Here is a 22031-nt window from a genome sequence, read left to right as displayed (position 1 = left end):
TTAAATACAAAAAACCCGAACCAGCCTGGGTACACGATTACGTGTAAACAAGCCAGCTCAGGTTATGCCCATATCGGTAACATTCCCAGATCACAATTATGCGGATTGGATAAAACTTTAGCAAGAATCAGAACAGTTGTCAACTTCTTGAAACTGATTTAACTATGGAGCGCCCACTACGATATTTGATAAAACGTGGCACATGTACCACCAAGAATCATCTGTTGATCTGCTATAGGTAGGGCATTCATGTGAGTTGTAATGAGACCGCATACATCATTATAGGAAGCCGCAAGATTGCTTACTGGCCAATCGGACCCAAACATTAACCGGTCTACTCCAAATGCTTCTATGGCGATATTCAGATAGGCTGTAAAGTCGCTCGGAGTCCAATTTTTCCAATCTGCTTCCGTGACTAGTCCTGAAAGTTTACAGTACGCGTTCGGTTGTGCGGCCAATGATTCAAGTGATTCTTTCCATGGTGAGAGCATACCTGATTTGATGTCGGGTTTGGCTAGATGATCAAGTACAAATCGCTGTTCAGGAAACGTCTTAACCAGTTCAACGGCATAAGGCAGTTGCTCCTTGGATACCAACAGATCATAGGCCAAATCATACTCTTTGAGCGATGAAATACCACGCTGAAAGTCTTCTCTCAATACATACTGAAGATCAGGTTCATCCTGTATGACATGACGCACTCCCTTCAAATACGGATTGGACGCGAGCAGTTCAAGCTGATTTCGAACATCATCCGAACAAAGATCCACCCATCCGACAACACCTTTGATACACTCGTACCGGTCTGCCAATTGCAGAAGCCACTCGGTTTCTGTCAATGATTGTCTGGCTTGGACTGCAATACATCCGTTCATTCCGCATTGGACTAATATAGGTTCAAGATCTTCCGGAAGAAAAGATTGACGAATGGCATTCATCTCTTCTCCAATCCACCCATACTCGGCGATATTGTATTCCCAGAAATGTTGATGTGCATCCAGCTTCATTTTACATCCCTCCAGGTTAAATCTGATTATTGTTAAAAAGCAATTATATCATCTCATTTCCAATGAAAGCATTATCTTTACATAACTATTGGCTAGAACAAATCACTAATTTTCACATGATTTTTATTCCAATTGTGCTGGTATTGTCCAAAATTTAATCATGATATAGTAAATTACGAAAACGCTTTCAGTACATAAATCGGTGGTGATTCCAGTATTAAGAAGTCGTTTTTTGTTTGCGTTGAGCATTATTTTCAATCCTGCTTAACAGCTATTCAAGTTCAACCATTCTATCTTATAAGGAGATTATATTGATGAAAAAAAACCGTAAACCGATCCTCTCTCTTACACTTGTAACTGCCATGATTCTGTCTCTGTTCTCTTCGGCTATGGCTTCCGCTGCAACTGACAATAGTGAACAAGCCACTACCTCAGCTGCGCCAAGCAAAATGCAGGCCTACGTGAACGCCATGGAGCCTGGATGGAATCTGGGTAACTCTCTGGATGCCGTTGGTGAAGATGAAACTGCCTGGGGCAACCCGCGCATTACAAAGGAACTGATTCAATCGATTGCGAGTGAGGGCTACAACAGTATCCGTATCCCTGTGACCTGGGAAGCCCACATCGGTAACTCACCCGACTATACAATTGATGCCGCTTACATGAATCGGGTTCAAGAAGTAGTAAACTGGGCCCTCGATGCCGATCTCTATGTCATGATCAATCTTCACCATGATTCCTGGCGTTGGATCAGTTACATGGAGAAAGACCATGACAACGTACTTGCACGTTACAACGCTGCTTGGACTCAGATTGCGGACAAATTCAAAAATGCATCCGATAAACTCATGTTTGAAAGTGTTAACGAACCACGTTTCTCTGAAGGTGGCACAACCGATGCAGCAATTGGATATCGCATGCTGGACGAGTTGAATACTTCATTTCACAGAATCGTAAGAACTTCGGGTGGGAACAACGAGACACGTCCGCTTGTTCTTCCAACGATGCATACCTCTTCTGCTCAACCGGATCTGGATGAACTGAATAAAACCATTCAAAAATTGAATGACACCAATATTATTGCAACCGTTCACTACTACGGGTTCTGGCCATTCAGTGTGAACATCGCAGGTAACACCACGTATAACGAAGAAGTACAAAAAGACATTACCGATACATTCGATCGGGTATACAACGCTTTTACAGCTAAAGGCATCCCGGTGATCGTTGGTGAGTATGGCTTGCTTGGGTTTGATCAGCACACAGGTGTCATTGAGCAAGGTGAAAAGCTGAAATTCTTCGAATTTGTTGGACATTACCTGCGTCAAAAACAGATGGCAACGATGTTATGGGACAATGGGCAGCATTTCGGACGTACAAGCTTTACTTGGTCTGACCAAGAATTATTCAATACGATGCAAGCCAGCTGGACTGGTCGATCATCCACAGCTGAAACGGACCTCGTATATCTTAAACAAAATGAAGCCATCCAAGATAAAAAAGTAAAACTTAATCTAAATGGCAACAAATTCAATTCCTTGAAGAACGGCACTACGCCTCTTGTCAGAGGTAAAGACTATACGATCAGAAAAGATGTACTTACGTTAAAATCCAACCTGTTAACCAAATTGACAGCCTCTGGTGATTTAGGTGTAAATGCCACACTCACAGCAGGATTCAACCAAGGTGCCGACTGGAACTTTAATATCATTAAATATGACACACCTACGTTGAGCGATGCGACTGGAACGACCAGTGCATTTGCTATTCCGACTACGTTTAACGGCAATCAACTCGCTACCATGGAAGCGACATATGCAAACGGAGAAAACGCCGGTCCACAGAACTGGACTTCGTTCAAAGAGTTCTCCTATACATTTAGCCCAGATTACGATCGTAATGTGATTGAGCTGAAACCAAACTTCTTCAATGAAACCAATGATGGCGAAGTAACCCTTAAGTTCCACTTCTGGAACGGAGATGTGATTACGTACAAAATCACGAAAAATGGAACCAGCGTTGTTGGCGTAGCTTCCAAATAAGAACTCATCTATCGTTCTGCTCAGAGCCTAAAGCTCTGGCAGAACGATTTTTGTTTCACAAATGATCGAATAACGTACAAGTAACCCTTCATACTTTTACAGTAACTAGGATTGAGGGGGAAATGTCATGTTTAAACGTGTAGACCGTCTTGCCATCGAACTGCCCATATCGAATAATCCAGACCCCAATGGAGCTAGTGCGGTTCAGGAGTTACTGGGTGGAAAGTTCGGGGAAATGTCGACGTTGAATAATTATATGTTTCAATCTTTCAATTTCAGAGGCAGGTCCAAGCTACGTCCCTTCTACGATATCGTCGCCAGTATAACCGCCGAAGAATTCGGCCATGTCGAACTTGTTGCCAATACGATTAACCTGATGCTTGAGGGTTCCACTTCACCAGGCGCACCCGACTCCACCCCGCTGCGTGTTGGCAAAGATGCACGTATGACCTCACATTTTATCGAATCGGCCCAGACAGCGCTGCCTTATGACTCCATGGGAAGACCCTGGAATGGTTCGTACGTCGTGAGTAGTGGCAATCTGATCTTCGACCTGCTGCATAATTTTTTTCTTGAATGCGGAGCTAGGACGCACAAAATGAGAGTCTACGAAATGACGGACAACAAGACAGCCCGTGAAATGACAGGTTATCTGCTTGTTCGTGGAGGTGTGCATGTTCTGGCCTATGCCAAGGCATTGGAGATTGCAACGGGTGTGGATGTAACGAAGATGTTCCCTATTCCGCGACTGGATAACAAAGCTTTTGAAACGACACGAAAATGGGAAGCGATGGGCGAGCACCGCAGGCTGTACACGTTTAGTGACAAGGATTATCAGGGCATTGCTCAGATCTGGAAAGGAGTACATCCAACCGATGGTGGCAAACTGGAGGCTTTTGCCGGCTTGCCGGGTTATGGAGGGCCAGTACCTGAGCTGCCTGATCTGCCGGAAGAATTCGCGCCAGGGATATCCGCAGAAGATCTGATGCAGATTGCAGAGCGACTGAAACGGCACGCTGGTCTATAGACCCAAGATTGACGTTTGTTCATTCATAGGGCGTAGATTGGATCACCGTAAAATGGTGATACCTTACGTTCTGACTCTCTTGAATTGTTTAGATCACCGATGACTGTTTTATTTGATTTCATAATCGGTGTGCACAAAAAAGGGAAACGGGTGAGATGAATCTCTACCCGCTTCCCACTTTACACGCCTCTATTGTGGCTCAGTAAATTTCACTATCAGTACTGCTTCCCCATTGGCTTGCACACGACCGGTTGAGGTTGCAGTAACAGTTGCTATCGCTTCATTCCCGCTTGGAATCAGCACAGGTGTAATCAACGGCAGACCCGCAGCCTGAATGACATCCATATCGAATTCAATCAATAATTGTCCTGCAGTTACACGATCTCCGCTATTCACATGCGCGGTAAAACCGTTTCCTTTTAGTCCAACCGTATTAATTCCGATATGAACCAGCATCTGTACACCTGTCTCATGCTCCAGAATCACCGCATGTTTACTCTTGTTCATGACATGTGCGATGACACCATCAAACGGTGCATACACTTTGCCTTCTGATGGCTCAATGGCAATGCCCTCACCCATGTGTTTTTTCGAGAACGCCGGGTCAGGAACCTGCTCCAGAGCAACGACGGTACCGTTCATTGGCGAAGCGATTTCGAGAAAATCTACCTTAGGACGATTGCTTGTAACGGCATCGGTAACTGAATTAATACGCGGATTAGATTCCTCTGCTTTAACTTCAGTTGATGTTACTCCACTGTTGTCATGGCTCACCGATTCCTCTGCAACCGGTTGATCCTTATATCCGAAGAACCAAGTAAGTGCAAAAGCAATAGCCATGGCAACCACGTTGGACAATATGTACAACGGCAGTTGGCTGTTCAGATAAAGCAATGTACCGGGAATAACCGTTACAGCCATACCTGTACCCTGCAGATGGAACAGGGAAGCGATGAAACCACCTACACCACCACCAACCAGTCCCATAATAAATGGTTTCATATAACGCAAGTTAACACCAAAGATCGCTGGCTCGGTAATGCCCAGAAATGCGGACAAAGACGACGGTAACGCGAGTGCTTTGAGTTTCATATTTTTGGTCTTCAGACCTACGGCAAGACAAGCGGCTCCTTGTGCAGCCATAGCACAGGTGATAATTGCGTTGAATGGGTTGAATCCCGTCTTCTCCAGCAATTGAATCTCCAGGAAATTAAAGATGTGATGCACACCGGTAACGACAATAATCTGATGGAAGAAACCAATGATGATACCTGCGATGCCAAACGGAAGATCCAATACGGCAGTTGTTCCATGCAGCACCCACTCTTCTAGGGAATGGAACACGGGGCCAATCGCGAAGAGTCCAAGCGTAATCATGACTGTCAACGTAATAAAAGGAGTCAGAATTAAGTCCAGTGCCTCAGGTACCCGTCTTCTTAGTACCTTCTCAAACTTGGCTCCAATCAAACCTACAAAGAACGCAGGCAGAACCGATCCTTGATAACCCACGACAGGTATAAAACCGAACATATGCAGCGGCTGTGCTGATCCATCTGCCACCGCGTAAGCATTGGGTAATGCCGGATTGACCAGCATTAGCCCCAGTACGATACCAAGCACCGGACTTCCGCCGAATACACGGAACGCGGACCACGCTACAAGTGCAGGTAAGAATGCAAAGGCCGTATCCGTCAGAATCTGAGTGAACAACAGGAAATTGGCCGAGATATCATCCGGTGTTGCACCGAACAACGCCAGAATTTCATTCTGGGTAAGTAATCCGCGTAATCCCATGAACAAACCTGTAGCTACCAGTACGGGAATGATGGGTACAAATACGTCACCAAATGTGCGGATAGCCCGCTGAAAAGCATTTCCTTCCTTTTTCCCCTGACTCTTCACATCATCCTTGGACGATCCTTCGATTCCCAGCTTCTCGACCTCTTCAAAGATTCGATTCACCGTTCCCGTACCGAAGATAATCTGATATTGACCTGAGTTGAAAAAAGCGCCTTTCACCTTCTCGATATTCTCGACCGTTTTCTGATCAATCTTCTCTTTATCCTTCACCATGATCCGAAGACGTGTTGCACAATGTGCAAAAGATGCGATATTCTCTTTGCCCCCGATGGCATGAATGACTTCCTGGGCAATGCGTTGATTCTCCGACATGTTATCTCATTCCTCTCACGTAATCCTTAATAATCCCATTGGGTTGATTCAAAATCAGCCTTGCCGCCGTGCGCAAAGAAACGAATATCCACGCTGTCCCGGCTTGGGAAAATTCGGCTGGTAAAGACCTCTTCCCCATCGTTCACAAAAATCTCGACCGAAGAAGAATCTACGAACAGATGGAACTTAATCACGTCCGCAGTAAACGTGCACCGTCGTACAACGCCGTTCTTCTCTGCCAATTTAGTACCAGACATCGTCCGATCCAGGACAACTTTCTGCTGAATTCGGTCATACAGAAGAACCGTTTTTTCAGTTCCATTTGCCCGGAATTCGATGCCTACAACCTCTGCAACTACATGGCTTATCTCACATTTCAGCTCATAGGCAATCCCCTCAAAACCAGCGAAGGATCGGCTCTCATTGTCAATCGTTGCGTGAATATGAGTCCCTTCCTCTTGCAGGCGCAATTGCACCATCTCTGCAACAGGTTGTTGGATTAACTTGCCGTCTCGGAATGACAACTGCCGAGGAATGGTCAGACAATGAGCCCAACCACTATCATCTGTCGGATATTCCAGATCGGGAAGTCCCATCCATCCAACCAGAATACGTCTTCCGTCCTGGCCTTGCATCGTCTGCGGAGCATAGAAGTCAAATCCACGATCCAGTTCCTGAAATTCACCATGATTGAACTCTCTCGTCTGTAGATTCAGTGGGTCACCGATCAGATAACCGGATTGAAAAATATTCTGATAATGATCTCCAGTGGCATCTAAGCCTTGTGGGGAAAAGACAAGCACACCTTTCCCGTCCATCTCCATATAATCGGGGCACTCCCACATGTAACCAAAGGAGGTTAACTGCGTACGAATTTCACCAAGAAACTCCCAGTTTTTCAAATCTGTTGAGCGATACAGCACCGTACATCCCGTCTCATCTGTTCGCTGCGCTCCGATTACACAATAATACGTGTCTCCTTCTTGCCACACTTTGGGATCTCTGAAGTGTTCCGTGTATCCCTGTGGAACCGAAGAGATGACCGGATGATTCCGCTTGCTTACTGAACCGCTTTCATCCATGACTGCCAAGCATTGATACGGATGTCTAACCCAAGCCTCATCCCTTGTATTGCCTGTGTACAGTAAGTGCAGTTTGCCGTCTTTTTCAATCGCGCTTCCGGAATAAGCTCCGTGCGAGTCATATGGGTCACCCGGTTCGATTCCAATGCCGACATTTTCCCAGTTCACCAGATTCTTCGAGCGGGTATGATACCAGTATTTCATACCGTGTTCTGTTCCAAGTGGAAACCACTGATAGAACAGATGATAATAGCCTTGATAATATGCAAAGCCGTTAGGATCATTAAGCAGACCTGTTATCGGCTGAATGTGATAACTCTGTCGCCAAGGACATTCGGATATCCGTGCTTCAAGCTTCGCAATCTCTCCAGGCTCCGCTTGCTCAATTCGTCTGTAGCGTTGCTCTCTAGTCATTTTCATAGCTGTTCTCCATTCTTGCTTATATAAGTTAAACCAAGAAATTTCACACTGGGACTACGATGGCAGAACAATCCTCCGATCGCTGTTATCCCCAGATTTCCTGATCCCTTTTCTAAAGGGTGAAATCCGGTGATAAAGGCGAACACTACGTTTCTTCGAATTTTTTCTTCCCTCTCCGTAAATGTTTATTTCTTATTTAACTTATACAAAAACCAAATTATAGGAACCGGTTCCGTTGAATACAAAAAAAATAATTCCATGTGGCATTAGTGCCTGCCCGTGTTCGCATATCCAGATTGGATATTTACAGTGGAACCGGTTCGATGGAATTATCATAAAGGATCTTTTTATATTTTGTCAACGCTTTCTCGAGGAATAAGTTCTACATCAAGTGTTGTTCGTTCTTCCACCGATTCGCCTTTGACCAGTCGTATAATGTGATTCGCCGCTACTTTGCCTGCCTGCAAATAATGATATTTCACCGTCGTCAGCGTGGGATGAATCATCTCCGTAATATCATATCCGCCAAATCCGGTAACAGATAATTCTTGCGGTATGCGAATTTTATTGGAAAATGCGATCTTCATCACACCCAGTGCGATATTATCCGTAGCCCCTACAATGATCGTTGGTGTGATCTCTTTCAGTATAGCCTCAGCGGTAATGATGGCTTCTGACATCTTGAAGCTCGTCTCATAATACTTCACTTCACAATCACCACACTCGGCGATTGCTCGTTGAAAACCCTGTTTGCGATGGATACCTACTGCCTGATCCTTCTCGCTAACCCCCATATACACAATCTTGCGGTGACCCTGTCCTACAACATATTTGCCCATCTCATAACCGGCCTGATCATCATTGTGAACCAGACTATGTATTTGCTCATGCTGCTGCCCCACCAGTAACACCGGAATACCTATATCCTCAACTGCTTTCAGATGTGCTTCAGTTACTTCAGCAGCTAGCAGAATAATACCCGACACCTTTTGTCTTGCAAAATCATAGATGGCGTCTATCTCGCGCTGCATGTCCTGACTCGTATTCGCGATCAGCATCTGATACTGATTACTCCGCAGTTCTTCATCAATTCCAATCAATGTCTGTGATGTTGCAAAAGAATCAAGACGTGGCACAACCGTACCGATAATACTGGTCTTCTTAGCCTTCAGACTCTGTGCAAATGTATTGGGAACATAATTGTATTGTTTGATAATACGCTCAATCTTCTGGCGTGTATCTTCACTTACAGATCCGCCATTCAGGAAGCGAGAGACCGTGCTCTTCGCCACACCTGCCATCTGAGCGATATCAGAAATCGTTTTATTCATAAAGACTCCTCTTATTTCTATTAGCTATATAAATTGAACTCAAGAATATTCACACTTACCACTCCGATGACAGAATAACCTGCCGATCGCTGTTATCCCCAGATTTTTCCCTTTTTAAAGGGGAAATCCGGTGATAAAGGCGAGGTGTATGCTTCCGAAGTAGCTTTCTTTCAGAAAGCTTTTAGCTCCGCTTCTTCAGGTTTTTTCTGTCCTCTACGTTCTCGTGTGAATGTTTAGTTCAATTCATATAGTTTACCTTTTATTATACTTCGAATCGCAAACCCATGGGGAATTTGATTCAACTCAATTTATAGCGCACCGTGTACATTCGTGATGAAAAAGCAAAAGCCCGATGACAATGTGACGTTCATACCGAAGTATGATCCGACATTCCTCAGGCTGTTAAGCTTCCATATACACGTTTACACAGGCCACTAACACAAGAACGCTCCCTATTCCGTACGACCTCAGACTTCAATAATAATAGGCAAGATCATAGGTCTTCTTTTGGTTTGAGCGTAAATGTAGTGACCGATCTCGTCTTTCAGCTTCCTTTTGATCACATTCCACTGATTCACACCAGCCCCGGTCAACTCACCCATCCGGTTCAGAACCAGCTCATGAATCTCATGCATGAATTCTTCCGAGTCTTTGACGAACACAAAACCTCTGGAGATAATTTCGGGTGACGTGACCATCTGTTTCTCCGTTTTGCTCAGTGTAGTCACAATGACCAGCATGCCATCGGATGACAGTTGCCTGCGATCACGCAGTACAATATTGCCGACATCGCCCATGATCAGACCGTCTACGAGGCTGTTGCCCGACGCAATTTTGGGACCCAGAGAAGCAGTTCCGTCTTTGTACTGGACCATATCCCCATTGTTCACGATAAACACATGATCACGCTCTATACCTACGGATTCAGCAAGCAGTCTGTGTTGATACAACATGCGAAACTCACCGTGGATCGGAATCAGATAATCCGGCTTCATCAGGGTCAGCATCAATTTGAGTTCTTCCTGACTGCCGTGTCCGGAGACATGCATTCCTGCTGCACCACTTGAACCATATATCACACGTGCTCCGAGAACATAGAGGTTATCAATTACATGTGCAAGATTTCGTTCATTGCCCGGAATGGCTCCGGCAGCAATAATAACCGTATCCCCGGCGTTAATTCTTACGTGAGGATGTTTACCGGATGCCAAACGTGACAATGCTGCCATGGCTTCCCCCTGACTACCGGTACATAAGACAACGACTTGTTCAGGTGGAAACTGATCTGAATCGATGGCTTCAATCAGCAATCCGTCAGGAACTTGCAAATACCCCAATTCACTGGCGACCGATACCACATTCACCATGCTTCTGCCCAACAGTGCCAGTTTGCGCCCCGTCTCGAATGCTGCATTCACAATCTGCTGTACCCTGCTGACATTTGATGCAAAGGTGGAGATAAATACTTTTTGTTTTGCACGAATAAAGGCATCCAGAATGTGGTCTCCCACAATACGCTCGGAAGGTGTAAATCCGGGTCTTTCTGCATTGGTACTCTCGGAGAGCAATATATGAACGCCCTGCTTGCCGATCTCGGCCATGCGGTGCAGATCTGGGAAAGGTCCATGCACAGGTGACATGTCGAATTTGAAATCTCCCGTGTGCACGACATTGCCGACTGGGGTCTGAAAGAAGATTCCAAGACAATCCGGAATACTATGACTCGTTGCGAAAAAGGAAACTTCGATCCCTCCCAGCGTAATGCTGGAATGAGCATCGATCGTGTGCAGGTCCGCCTGGCGCAGCAGCCCATGCTCTTTCAGTTTAAGTTCGATCAGCCCGCGCGTAAGCCTGGATGCATACACCGGGATGTTCATTTGTTTTAACAGATAGGGAATGCCACCGATATGATCCTCGTGTCCGTGGGTGACCACCAGACCCCTTACTTTATCCAGATTCTCCAACAGATACGCTACATCCGGAATGATCAGATCAATCCCCGGCAAGGTTTCATCGGGGAACTTCGAACCACAGTCAATCACGATGATGTCCTGATTGTACTGGATGAAATACATATTCTTCCCTATTTCATTCACGCCGCCAAGTGCAGCAATATACAGTTTGTTGTGGGCTAGATTCAACTCTAGTAATCCTCCTCTGCGTGACATACGTATGCGATACGGATCTATATTCCTAGTATGGAAGCAATCGCCTTAGTTATGCATTTCAGCGCAATTATGCCAAAAAAACCACCACGGAAATTTAATTCCGTAGTGGTTTATACAAAAAATAAATGCGGTTACACCAATGATTTATCACGCTGTAGCAATACGTCTTGTTCATAGGTTTTGATATCGGTGATCCACTTTTCACGAACTGGAACGCCTTGCTGAGCACAATAGTAGTCCCAGATCGCGCCAAACGGATAGGATTTGAACTCTTCCGTTAACGCGAGACGCAGGGTGTAATCTCCGTCCAACTCAGCTTGTTTCAAGGCATCCACCGGTTCCAGCATCGCACGCAGAAGGGCTTTGATCGTATTACGTGTACCCACAACCCATGCAGCTACACGGTTAATACTTGCATCAAAGAAATCCAATCCAATATGTGTGGTCCCAAGCAGATCATGTCGAACCAGTTCACGGGCAATTTCCAGTAACTCATCGTCCATGATTACGACGTGGTCACTGTCCCAGCGCATCGGGCGGCTTACGTGAAGCAGAATGCCGCTAGTAAACAAAGATAGGGACGACAGTTTATTGGAGATAACCTCTGTAGGATGAAAATGACCCGCATCCAGGCAGATTAACGTATCATTTTGCAATCCGTAACCCATATAGAACTCATGAGAACCCACCACATAAGCCTCCGAACCGAGACCAAACAGCTTACTCTCTACCGCGTCCAGGTTGTGCTCCGGGTTAAGTGGTTCGCCGAATACTTCATCCAGCGATTCCTTGAGACGCTTGCGTGGTGTCAACCGGTCAACCGGATTATCCTTGAATCCGTCTGGCACCCATACATTGGTTACACAAGTCTGACCAAGCTGTTCGCCGAAGTAAGCGCCAATCCGGCGAGACGCCTTGCAGTGATCAATCCAGAACTTGCGAATCTCAGGGTCCGGATGACTGAGCGTGAACCCGTCACTTGATTTTTCATGGGAAAAACACGTTGGGTTAAAGTCCAGACCGAGTCCTTGTTCTTTGGCCCATTTCACCCAGTTCTCATAATGCTTCGGCTCAATCCGATCCAGCTCAACCTTCTCGTCTGTATCCGTGTAGATCGCATGCAGATTGACCTTATGTTTACCGGGAATCAGAGCGAAAGCTTGCTCCAAATCGTTGCGAAGTTCAGCAGGCGTGGTTGCAGCCCCCGGATACTGACCTGTCACGGAAATACCACCTGTTAACTCTCCATCTTTGTTCAGGAAGCCTTTAACATCGTCGCCTTGCCAACAGTGTACAGATACTTTGATCTCCGCGAGTTTGTTCAGTACCTCGTCCGTATCAATTCCGTGCTGGGCATACAATGCCTTGGCTGCTTCATACGCTTGCTTGACTTGGTTATCCATCCGCAAGAACCCTCCTATTTAACGTGTAAATGCTGCCGGTACACCGCCATCAATGGTCATCATGCAACCGGTTGTTTTTTCGGATTTCGAAGAAGCAAAGAATGCGATCCCTTCCGCAATATCTCTTGGGTAAATATTTACGAGCAATGTCGTCCGTTTGCGGTAATACTCTTCCAATTGATCCGGCTCGATACCGTATGCCGCTGCTCGTTCGTTTCTCCAGGAACCGTTCCAGATTGCTGACCCCTGAAGAATAGCATCAGGAAGAATCGTATTGACACGAATGCCATACTCCCCGCCTTCTGCTGCAATACAGCGTGCGAGATGTGCTTCCAGTGCTTTGGCCGAGCTGTAAGCAGAGGCACTTTTACCCGCATACACCGAGTTTTTGGACCCGATAAATACCATGCTTCCACCAATACCCTGCTGTTTCATCAGCTTGAAGGCTTCACGAGCCACAAGGAAATAACCTGTACCCAGTACATTCATGTTCAGGTTCCATTCTTTCAGGGACGTTTCATCAAATGGGCTGGATGTCGCCAGTCCGGCATTGTTCACGATGATATCCACTCCGCCATACTGCACCGCAACATCTGCATACGCAGATTGAACGGCTTCTTCATCGGTCACGTCCATTTTCAGCGCATAAGCACGATTCGCACCGTATTGCTCATTGATCTCCTGCGCTACCTTCTGTGCGCCCTCCAGGTTGAGATCAGCGAGCACGACATGAGCGCCTTCAGATACCAATCTACGTGCTGTTTCACTTCCGATACCGCCTGCTCCACCTGTAATAAATGCCACTTTGCGGGAGAATTCGGTTTCTGCGGGAGCCAGAGATAATTTGTACAATTCCAGCGGCCAGTACTCCACATTGTAAGATTCGTTTGCACTGAGCGATACGAATTGACCCAGGCTAGTGGCTCCACGCATAACGGCAATGGCTCTGTGATACAATGCACCGCTTACTTGGGAAAGTGCCCAACTCTTGCCTGTGTTGATCATGCCCACACCAGGAATCAGGATAACGCGAGGAGCCGCTTCGAACATGACGTCACCTTCGTTTTTATTGCTTTCAAAATACTGCTGATATTGCTCTTTGTAGGCTGCCACGCCTTCCACCAGCTTCGCTTTCAAGCCTTCGATATCATTCGCATCCGGCGTCCAATCAATGAACAGAGGTACCACTTTGGTATGTACCAGATGATCCGGGCAAGCCGCGCCCACCTGAGACAATTGCGGAGAATCCGCCCCACCAACAAAGGCAAGTACATTCTCCTGATCATCAAAGGACAAAATCATTTTTTTGCTATCCGATACTGCTCCACGAATCGTTGGCATCACATGTGATACGATCTGACGCCGAACATCAGCGGCCAATGCCGGGTGCTTCACACCACCGAACAAACTTCCTTCGTCCACCCGTGCTTCAATGAATGCTTCCGCTTCATTGATAATCTTGATCGTTTGAGCGTAACATTCTTCGGATGTTTCTCCCCAAGTCACGAGCCCGTGTTTTTCCATCAGTACAAGTTCCGCATTGGGATTCGAGAATACGCTTTCAGCAATCATTTTAGATAACGTAAACCCAGGACGTACATATGGTACCCATACAAAACGATCACCGTAAATCTCTCTCGCTAATTCCTTACCGTTATGCGCACAACACAGACTGATAATCGCATCCGGGTGCGTATGATCCACATGCTTATATGGAAGGAACGCATGCAGAAGAGTCTCGATGGAGGCACGCGGGTGCTTGGCATCAATCATGCAATGTCCCAGATATTCAACCATCTCTTCATCCGACATGGATTCACGTTCAATTAATGGTCGAATGTCCTCCAGCCCAAGTCCGGTAAAATGCTTCGCTTCCATGGAACCCAGATCGGATCCGCTGCCTTTCACATACATTACTTCTACATCACGACCACGAAAATCCTTCACTGTCGTTTTGGTAGACGTATTTCCACCGAAAATGTTACATACACTGCGATCGGTTCCAATCAGATTGGATCGGTAAACCAATTGCTCCAGTCCTGTTGTTTTCTCAGATGCCTGCGATGCATTCCATAAACTCTGTACCATTCGTTTCCCTCCGATAATGTTTGTTTTATTCCTAATCCGAGTTTATCATCTTTGTTTTGTTTTGAAAACAAAAGATTTTAAATATAAACGGAAAAATTCAAAAACTAATATGGATTTAGCACTTTTATTAAAAAAACACCCTGACGTGAACGTCAGAGTGTTCCTGTTTCATCGGCGGATTAGAAAATCCCCGCTTTTTGGGAAGTGTTTTTAATACCATAGGTATCATTCACTACGGTGTTTCCGAAGCTCGTCAAACTTCCGTTCGGACCTGTAGCCATGTCCAGATAGTTCAGACCGGAACTGTTTCCGTACCAGGACCAGGCAAGCCAGCCTACCCCTTTTTCCTGACCATATCTCATAATGGCATACTCATCCACATCACCATTCGTGTGGTATCCCCCGAACTCACCAATGATCAGCGCCAAGCCTTTGTTCAGCACATTCTCCATATTGGCTTTGACGGTTGCAGCATCTTTGCCCGCATACTCATACATATGAATGGAGAACACGGTATTTTTCTGTGAGTCCGCTGCAAATACACTTTGTCCATAATCGACGATGGATTGAGGGAATTGTCCCCATCCGGCTGCATCCACAATCAGCGTATTTTTGATTCCAGCATTTCTTAGTTTCGGAATGGCTTTTTTGTAACCATCAGCCCACGCACTTCCATTCCACGTTCCATACCATTCATTGGCGATGTTGACGATTACCCGATCTTCTTTGCCAATCAAAGCTTCCTTAATGCTAATCCAGTAGTTCACCGCGGCATCCAACGAATTATAGTCATCTTTTCCTGTAGCGTCATGGACTTCGAGTACGGCTATCATTTTATTTTGGTTAACCACATTAATAATATTTTTAACAGCGTTCAGATCATCTTTGGTGTACAGGCTACCATTTGAAAGAACAATGCGTACCGTATTGGCACCTGTTTTGGCGATGGCAGGGATAGCGGTATTCAAATCATTCTTGAACCAGGAATGTCCGTGATTAACACCTCTCATGACAAAAGGCTTTCCTGTGGAATCATACAATTTGTTACCGCTTACATAAAATCCTGTGGCAGCAGATGCTTTGGGGGCTGCACTCCCCAGTACCATGAACATGAGAGCAGCAATAACCGTGAAGATTGTACACTTTTTCAGATTAACCATTCGTTTGGAACCTCCTGTAATTTTTTATTTATTTCAATTAACCCTGCTCTAGGCAATAAGTTAACTAAAATCGTTGGTAATAGAAGTTTTTGTAGTAGTTAACAAAACAATAATAACCTTATTTATTCTTATTTTATTAACTCGAATAAACTTTATCGATAAGGTTATGAAGTTATAATAAAATGAAAACGCTTACCAGTCAAGATGTTTTTACCATGATTAGGAATCATTTGTTTTTACATCACACAGCAAAATAAAAAGGCTCTCTCCCCTCACAATCGCTCGGAGAAAGAACCCTCTGTATTATTAACGTCAGTTAACTCTTGTTTAAGTCTTGTTTATCTGTTGTTTAATCCCTGATCTAGACTAAGCGCCTTCCCTAACTCCCGCCAGCACCAACCCCACCCGGTACTGAGGTATCACTCGAATCTGATTGAACTTCCCGATCTCCACACCCTCAAAGCGCTCAACATAAGCTTGATTCACATAACTCTCAGTCGTACCTCTTCGAATTGGCGTTATGGACAGACGTAACGCATGATCAGCCAGCAAATGACGGGATTGCTTCAATCCAAGCATCCAGCTATGCCCATAGTGAATATGATCCGTTAACATCTGATGATGAATATGTGCTGCTGCAACGTCACCTTCATAATCAATCTCAACCCACACGTCATCGACATGTTCCGGCCATATTGTGTCCAATTTCAGTGTTGCTGCATGCTCTTTCGGATAATCAACCTCTACAGCAGGTTTGTAAGGCGAAACTTGGATTGTGTACGTATCGAATACTCCTTGCTTAGACTGGGATGACACAACATATTCAGAAGCGGTAATCTGTTCTGGTGCCGGATAAAAGGATACCTCCATCTCCGGTTGCTCCACAGATGTGCATATGAGCATTTCATTCTGTACATACAAATGACTACTGCTAATCACAAGCCTTTCTTCTCCGCCCACATGGAAACGGTAGGCATGCAATGCCTCATCACGGGTCAATGTAATGATTCGTATGACCATACCGTCGGATGTTGTGACTCTCAGATGATGGTCCTTGCCGGCAATCGGGTAGATCACAACTTCATTTCCCTGCTCAGATACTGTGCCTTTGGGCATATCCACATTTGTAACGGATGATGCATCCATAACATACTCAGGCGTCATACCTTCATGAGCATAAAAGACAGCCGTAAGCTCCTGATTTACCATAAATCGGGTCAGTGGCTGAACAGTAGCACTAATGATCTTCATTCCACTCAGATTCATATGGAAAGGAAGAATGACAGCCATACCGGATTTCAGCTGCATCGTGCCTTCTCTTGGATAAGAAGCCGTTCCTTGGCTGGTATGCAGCGCCAATTGAATATCACGATCAGGCAACGCTACATGATCCTGATAATTATTCATGAACAGAAATCCCGAACCAGCTTGTTGACGAACAGACCAGCGCAGATCCATCGTGTTCTCCGGTGTTATCACATGTTGATCTTCCGGTATAACACTGCCCATTGGTGCAAGCAACTCACCGTAGGCTTCCAGGAACATGGACAAGGTACGAATACGGTCATACGATTCACCAATACGTCCGAATTCCCCAAGTGGGGCTTGATAGTCATACGTCATTTTCGGCAATGCCTGTTCATTCATATAAGATTTTTGCCCTATCGGATTGGTACCGCCATGATACATATAATATCCGACGAGATTACTGCCGTTTGCCAGCTTCACAATGGTCATTGCCTCAACACTGTCCGCATCGACAACTGGACGCGCGTGATAACTGACCTGCATACCGCCAGCAAGCTCACAATACGCCGCAGGATACTCCAGACTGTCATAATCCACTTCTTCAACAGGATTCATGTGCAGATCCCGGAATAAATACTCGCGGCTTGGAGGCTGATTCGGAATCCATGGTGTGTACGCATACCCCGCTAGCATCGGCAACGTGCCTTCTTCAGGAACCGCAGCATTCCCCCAAGCCGTGGCTGTATAGAACATGGGCTTCATGCCGACTTCTTCGGCAATACGGCGAAGCACCTTTAGATGTTCCCGCCCGTCCCGGCCGGAGTAAATATACTTTTCACGTGTATATCCCCAGGCATCCATGGGTGCGCCAGCGTGCATGTACTCATTTTCCAACTGTACGGCTATAACGGGCCCACCCTCTTGGTGAAAACAGCCATTGAGCTGACGGGCAATCTCGCGATATAGTCGCTTGGCATAATACAGGTATCCTTCATCATTCGATCTGACTTCAAATGGGTAACTGAATAACCAATCCGGCATCCCTCCATTGCGAACTTCTCCATGACAGAATGGACCAATCCGCACGATCAGAGGCAGCTGATGTTTGCCACACAGATCCACAAAGTGCCGCAAATTCAGATTTCCCGACCAATTAAACTCACCTTCATGCTCCTCGTGAAAATTCCAGAAGACATAAGAAGCGATGATGTTCACCCCGCCTGCCTTCATCTTCAGTAATTCTTCCTCCCACTGCAGGTAAGCGAATCTGGAGAAATGAAATTCACCAACCACAGGAATATGGGGTTTAGCATTACGAGTCATATAATAATTGGTAAAGTCATACGACTTCCCTCGTGGGCTTTTGCCGCCACTGCCAGTCATGCGACCCGCACGAATTTCCTTATCTTCCGCATCCAATACAAAGTGAATATGGCTGCCTGCTACACTATCGTTCATGGATTATATAACTCCTTCGATATAAATGGGATATGGTTGATGATGAATAGATTATCAATTATCGATGGACGATTGCCCCTTGATGATTCGGGTTCTTCTCCAGTACTCGCTCCAACTCATCCTTTGCTTCGTTCGTCCGCCCCAGTCCCTGGAGACCCAATGCCCGCATGTAAAGGCAATGTTCTTCATTGCGCTGATCGAGATCATCGTCGAATACCAGAAAATCGGGCAGAGAGACCGCAAAGTAATCCATTCGGATGTGATCTTGCATATGTCTTTCGGCATAATCAATCAGTTTGTTAAAGCGTCTGTTTGCTTCCTTCGTATTGCCAAGCTTCTGCCAGGCCAGTCCCTGATAATAGATCGATTCCGGCGGTTGATCATTATAGAACATCGCGCTTGCCGGTTCGTTCAGACCGATTGAGGCTCTTAGAAAACTTTCCTCTGCAGCATGATTATTCTTCAATTGCTGGTAGGTACAGCCCAGATAAAAGTACAATGGATTGTCTCCAGCTCCTTCCAATTTACCTTCACCTAGGTTCTCAGGGTAAAGCAAAGCCTTCTGCAACAGCTCCAATGCTAGTTCAGGTTGTTGTTTCTCCAGATTTTGCTTTGCCAGTTCCGTCAGTGCCGTAACATATTGTCCTGTAACTTTGCCTTCTCCACCCTCCCAGGGATGAAACCGCCGGGCCTGAAGAGCATCCCATGCTTCCTGATGACTACCCTGCATATTTAACAGAGTCACCCACTCGATATACAGATCATCACGGTGATGAACCAACTCCATATGTTGTTCCAGCAATTTGATTCGACGTTCACAAGAATACCCCATCTTCTTGCGCAATTGATCCAACTCGTAGAAGATTCGGGCATCCTGTGAATCCAACCGGAAAGCTTCCTCTAAGGATGCCAGTGCAAGACCGGGCCGATTCAGCTTATTATAATAAGCCAGTCCCAGATTCCGATGTACAGTTGAATATGAAGCATCCGTCTCACGCGAAGTTTCCCAATGAGTGATCGCTTCCTCGTAGCGTTTATGATCATATAGCCAATTTCCCAGGTAATAGTGAGCACGCGCATCATTCGAATCCACTGCCAATACATCCTGAAGTACCAGAAATTCAAATAGCGTGTTAGGAAAACAATAATCGGTTGGAGCAGCTTTCCCCTGCTTTTGATATTCTCGGACCTGTTCCGTATCCCCCAACTTACGATACAAGTAAGCCAGCGCATAACCAACCATGGGATACGGCTGTGCAACTTCGGATTCAACACCGGAGAGTACCTTCAGTGCTTCTTCCCACAATCCACAATCCGCGTAATCTGCGGCTACATTCAGATAATTATGAACGTCTCCTCGCATCAGACGATGGAAATGTTCACGTGCTTGCTCCGCTTTTTGCCTATCTGACGGTGTAGTAGCCCCGCTGTAAATCAGGACTAATTCATGTGCAGCTCCAAATTCAACCGGGTCCAGTGCCAATGTCTCACGCGCATATTGGATCGCCTGTTTATCTTGACCCAATCTACGCAGCAGTGCCACCTTCAGATGACGAGCCTTGTAGTTTCTGGTGTTACGAATCAGCGAACGTTCGATGTGATCCAACGCTTCGATGTACCGATGTTGACCCGTATCGATCTGAGCAAGCATGTAATAACCCGTATCCTGATGCTGTGCAGACCATACAGCTTTATAGAGAGCAGCATAGGATTCTTCCTGTTTTCCCTGTAGTTTCAAACTCAGACCGAGTTGGTAAAATGCTTCACTATCATACGGATTCGTATTTTTCCACGTCAGCGATTGAACGGCCTGTCTGAAATGCTTCTCCGCATCTTGAAACAGTCCTCTACGCAGCAGCAATGTACCATAGGCAATGTTCAGACGGATATCCGTTGCATCACGCTTCAATCCTTCCAGATAATAAGGTTCCGGTTCATACGTGGCATGCCGATATTGCTCCAGATGAAGACCCGCGAGATACAGTTGTTCATTGGTACGAATCTCCGATGGTAGTGGGAGTGGTGTGGCCGGATCTGGAACTTCCTGAATCTCAGATCTTTCAGGCTGATAGGTCACAAGTACTCTTCCTTCCGCAGTTCGAACACTTAACTTCAACTGATGCCGTTCATCTTGTCCGCTCCACGGGAATGAAGATTTATATAGTTCCGTAGGTGAGATATTACATCTCTCATGGAGATATACCGCGGTTGGTCCTATCACTTCAACGGTCACTTGTTCAAAAACCGACGTCGCATATACCATCACGGTTACCATTCCGGTCGTTTCGTCCATTTCGAGGTTAACCGCTGCATCAATTGATGCATTTTTAACCATGCCAATTCCTTTATACGGCATAAAATACTGGGAAAATGATTTGGCTTCATAGGGCTGTAACCATGTAAAATCAGGCTGATTATCGGTATAGATCCCGGTCATTAATTCAATATAAGGTCCATCCTCGTCCGTTAACTGCCGATCCCAGGCTTGCCCGAATTCCCCGTTCCCCCAGGTCCATTGTTTTTTCCCGGGTGAGATATGGTGATTGGCCACATGCAACAAACCTGCCTGAACCCCGTGGTCATAGCCGCCTACGAAATTATAATCCGATTTATAAGCCATGTACGATGTTGGAACCGGTATGTTTTTGTATCGCGAGATATCCACGCCTTCGGAATAGTCCATCTTGTAATAGGTCCCGGTTGCGATCGGAAACCGGGATACATCCCGTTTACCATGATCCAATACAGCCGTTACATCAGGTGGAAACACGGATTGCGTGTGATCATTGACGGCTACAGCTGGATTGGCCCACCATAGAAAAGTTTGAGGTGTGTTGGTGCGATTATATACTTCGGCCTGGATTTCAAGATAGGCTTTGCCAGGATGTAATGTGAAGCCAGCGGTCATTTTGGTACCATACATGCGGTCAATCTCGCCCACCCAGACGGTAGCGCTTCCATCTTCATTACTGCCAAATGTATAGTCGACTGGGCCATACGTGTTGGGCCGATGATGCTGTGGCCAGTTGAATTCAATTCCTCCGGAAATCCATGGCCCTGCCAGTCCCACAAGTGCAGGTTTAATCACCCGGTTATAGTATACAAAATCGTAGTCGTTGGTCCGATCCAGCGCACGATAGATACGTCCGCCCAGTTCGGGCATCAACTCGATACGTACATATTCATTTTCGAGAATAATTAGTCGATACGACTTCATTTTGGCCTCATCTTCAATGCTGTCGATCACGGGATGCGGGTACACCTTACCCGAACTTCCCTGGTAGATTCGCTTTTCAAGAAACATCGGGTTTTTGTCCGGTTTACCTGTACCATAGGTTGGAATATCTCTGGTTTCTTCCCATATGCGGACATTTGATTTCGCTGTCACGTGATTCAATTCCCTCACTCCTCGGTCTCGTATATAT

At 45.9% G+C, this 22031-nt stretch carries 12 protein-coding genes; 2 read left to right on the top strand and 10 right to left on the bottom strand.

Translation table 11 applies throughout. The annotated features are described in order from the left end of the window. Positions 1-176: 176 nt before the first annotated feature. Positions 177-1007, bottom strand: a complete 831-nt coding sequence (locus MKX75_RS12880) for an amidohydrolase family protein (RefSeq protein WP_339169874.1) — start codon at positions 1005-1007, stop codon at positions 177-179. Positions 1008-1318: 311 nt separating this feature from the next. On the opposite strand from MKX75_RS12880, the gene MKX75_RS12875 reads away from it, so the two are divergent. Together MKX75_RS12875 and MKX75_RS12870 are read left to right on the top strand one after the other, a co-directional pair. Then, positions 1319-3049 (top strand): cellulase family glycosylhydrolase, encoded by a 1731-nt coding sequence (locus tag MKX75_RS12875; RefSeq protein WP_339169873.1) that lies wholly within the window; start codon positions 1319-1321, stop codon positions 3047-3049. A gap of 127 nt (positions 3050-3176) precedes the next feature. Continuing rightward, the gene (locus MKX75_RS12870; protein WP_076330944.1) at positions 3177-4076 is read left to right on the top strand and encodes a manganese catalase family protein; all 900 of its coding nucleotides are present in this window, start codon (positions 3177-3179) and stop codon (positions 4074-4076) included. 189 nt (positions 4077-4265) lie between these two features. Here the strand turns inward: MKX75_RS12870 and MKX75_RS12865 are convergent, their stop codons facing one another. The 9 genes from MKX75_RS12865 to MKX75_RS12825 all read right to left on the bottom strand — a co-directional run bounded on the left by MKX75_RS12865 (position 4266) and on the right by MKX75_RS12825 (position 22003). Beyond that, positions 4266-6248: a sucrose-specific PTS transporter subunit IIBC gene (locus MKX75_RS12865; protein WP_339169872.1), complete on the bottom strand. Its 1983-nt coding sequence runs from the start codon at positions 6246-6248 to the stop codon at positions 4266-4268. Between the two features lie 26 nt (positions 6249-6274). Beyond that, a complete protein-coding gene (locus MKX75_RS12860; RefSeq protein WP_339169870.1) occupies positions 6275-7750 on the bottom strand; it encodes a sucrose-6-phosphate hydrolase in 1476 nt (491 codons plus the stop codon). Positions 7751-8097: 347 nt separating this feature from the next. Beyond that, positions 8098-9081: a LacI family DNA-binding transcriptional regulator gene (locus tag MKX75_RS12855; RefSeq protein ID WP_339169869.1), complete on the bottom strand. Its 984-nt coding sequence runs from the start codon at positions 9079-9081 to the stop codon at positions 8098-8100. Between the two features lie 467 nt (positions 9082-9548). Continuing rightward, entirely contained in the window at positions 9549-11249 is a 1701-nt protein-coding gene (locus tag MKX75_RS12850; protein ID WP_339169868.1) for a ribonuclease J, read from the bottom strand. Between the two features lie 131 nt (positions 11250-11380). Next, entirely contained in the window at positions 11381-12652 is a 1272-nt protein-coding gene (rhaA, locus tag MKX75_RS12845; protein WP_339169867.1) for an L-rhamnose isomerase, read from the bottom strand. A gap of 18 nt (positions 12653-12670) precedes the next feature. Further along, entirely contained in the window at positions 12671-14740 is a 2070-nt protein-coding gene (locus MKX75_RS12840; protein ID WP_339169865.1) for a bifunctional aldolase/short-chain dehydrogenase, read from the bottom strand. Positions 14741-14919: 179 nt separating this feature from the next. Beyond that, positions 14920-15900 (bottom strand): glycoside hydrolase family 5 protein, encoded by a 981-nt coding sequence (locus MKX75_RS12835; protein WP_062834150.1) that lies wholly within the window; start codon positions 15898-15900, stop codon positions 14920-14922. A 366-nt stretch (positions 15901-16266) separates the two neighbouring features. Further along, entirely contained in the window at positions 16267-18606 is a 2340-nt protein-coding gene (locus tag MKX75_RS12830; RefSeq protein ID WP_076330936.1) for a beta-galactosidase, read from the bottom strand. A 58-nt stretch (positions 18607-18664) separates the two neighbouring features. After that, entirely contained in the window at positions 18665-22003 is a 3339-nt protein-coding gene (locus MKX75_RS12825) for a DUF5107 domain-containing protein (protein WP_339169863.1), read from the bottom strand. Positions 22004-22031 lie beyond the last annotated feature (28 nt).

The sequence above is a fragment of the Paenibacillus sp. FSL R5-0341 genome, assembly GCF_037975235.1.
Lineage (GTDB): Bacteria > Bacillota > Bacilli > Paenibacillales > Paenibacillaceae > Paenibacillus > Paenibacillus amylolyticus_A.
The sequence above is the reverse complement of the archived record's forward strand: the minus strand, read 5'-3'. Positions and strand labels throughout refer to the sequence as shown.